The sequence below is a fragment of the Vibrio sp. 10N.222.48.A3 genome, from assembly GCF_041475345.1.
In the GTDB taxonomy this organism is placed as follows: Bacteria; Pseudomonadota; Gammaproteobacteria; order Enterobacterales; family Vibrionaceae; genus Vibrio; species Vibrio tasmaniensis_A.
Map to the genome: position 1 here is coordinate 1 of NZ_JBFRVX010000303.1, position 1,909 is coordinate 1,909.

General features: G+C 43.9%; 1 protein-coding gene. It reads right to left on the minus strand.

All coding sequences use genetic code 11. The features are described 5' to 3' along the window. The coding region (locus AB4653_RS09675; RefSeq protein ID WP_372103998.1) for a C80 family cysteine peptidase at positions 1 to 1,909 on the minus strand (1,909 nt) is incomplete at both ends.

The window sequence follows — 1,909 nt, forward strand, 5'->3', positions numbered from 1 at the left end:
CTAACCATTTGTTGAACTTCTTGTTCAGAACAGCTTCAGTGTCATTCTTCAAACCTCGGCTACTACGTCCATTTTGCGAATCCAAACTCACAAGAGTGTCATAGTCAACACTGCTACTTTGATCTAAACCAGACATATCTTTAACGAACTTCTTCGCGCCTGACAATGTCCACTGTTGATTTTGAGCAGAAACCCAATCTTTGCCTTTGCCCGAATTTGCTATACCTTGCAGAACTCCAGAAATACGAGCGGCCCCATCAAACGGGTTAACAAGTGGTGGGGTTGGGATCGATTTATCCAGCATCACAATCAAATCATTGCTTCGTCCTAAGTTGAAGCTCACGTTGCGATTTCCGATAAACATCTGCGCACCTTCCAGAGCCTGATAGCCACCGATATCGAAGCTGTGTTTGCTCTGACCATTACCGATATGAACCATCACATTGTTATCACCAAATGCCAATGACTTAAAGCCACCAGTGCCCACTTTAATGCTAACGTTAGATGTGCCCCAATTCACCGCGGTAAACTCGCCATCGCCCACATTCACTTGGATGTTCCCAGAGTAGCTGAGCTGATTGCTGTTTCCTGAAGTTGAGGAGGTTCCTTGATTTATTTTTCTTTTTTCTGGTGCCTCAAAAACATTGTTGTTTTCACCAATAGCCCCACGGACAGACTCGTCCGTCTTGCTCATACCAACGTGAGAAAGATTAATGTTTCCTTCAGCAATGCCATTTCGAATACGCTCTTCTTTCGTCGTCACTTCACCTTGAGCATCCAAACTAAATGTAACTTTGTGTTGTGGCGCTTTTTGTACCCAGTCGCCATTAGCATCACGAGTGTGTTTACGACCAGTTGAGTCAACCGCAACCTCTGAGCTCCGGACTGAAACATCGCTACGAATTCCATTTATATCCATCGCTTTAATAAGCTGCTTACCAAAGCCTTTCTGTTTGTCATCACTAATTAAAGAACAGCCCACGACGCTAATATGATCAGGTTGAGTGGTGATGCTTCCTGATCCACTGAAGGCTTGATTCAATTTAGCAAGCTTGACTGCTAATTCATCAGCACTATAACCACTCATGCGCATATTATTGTTTTCTGAATCACCACGGCCATGACCAACTAATTGCCATCTAACCTTTCCATCAAGCTTCGAGGGGTCACCAAACACCACTCGATAGTTTCCGTCTGAATCAAGTTGAACTACCACACTCTTATCAGGATGTTTACCTGCTAAGTTCCCCGCAGCTTTAGCCACCACAGGGTCGTTCTCCATTTGAACAATAACTTGTCCATCAAATCGAGTTTCCCCGCCACCCGTTTGAGGTAGAACTTCAACACGCTTCCAACTATCAACATGTTTATTATTAACATGACCGTCCTCTCCACTTAAGGAGCTAGTGAAAACAATCTTTGGTTTATTCACGACATCTTCGTAAACAGCACGTAGACTCACATCATCCTTCTCAATCTTGAATTGGTTCGTTTCACTCACTTTAAGTGCCGGTAAACCTAAACGATGGGTAATGCCAGGAACAAACCCTTCAATGCCTTTGTGAGATTGCAAATGTGCTCTCCCATAGATAGCAACAAATTTTTCACCCGCTGGCAATTTTTGCAACGTGTCTACCGCTATATTATTTGCAGCTCCAGCCCGATACATCAACCCATGCTCTGTCCCTTGAATGTTAGGGCGAGCCGTAATATTCGCATCAAGAGCAACAATGCGCATACCATTTGAACGTGCATTTTCAAACAAAGTAACGTCTATATGCTTAGTTTTGAGCATTGCACTTAATTCATTGGACATCACACCAGTAGCCAGATAATTGTCAATCAGTGGCTGCGCAAGATCCGAACGCAGGTGCTCTAGACCAATGACAGTGATACCTTGCTTCTTGAG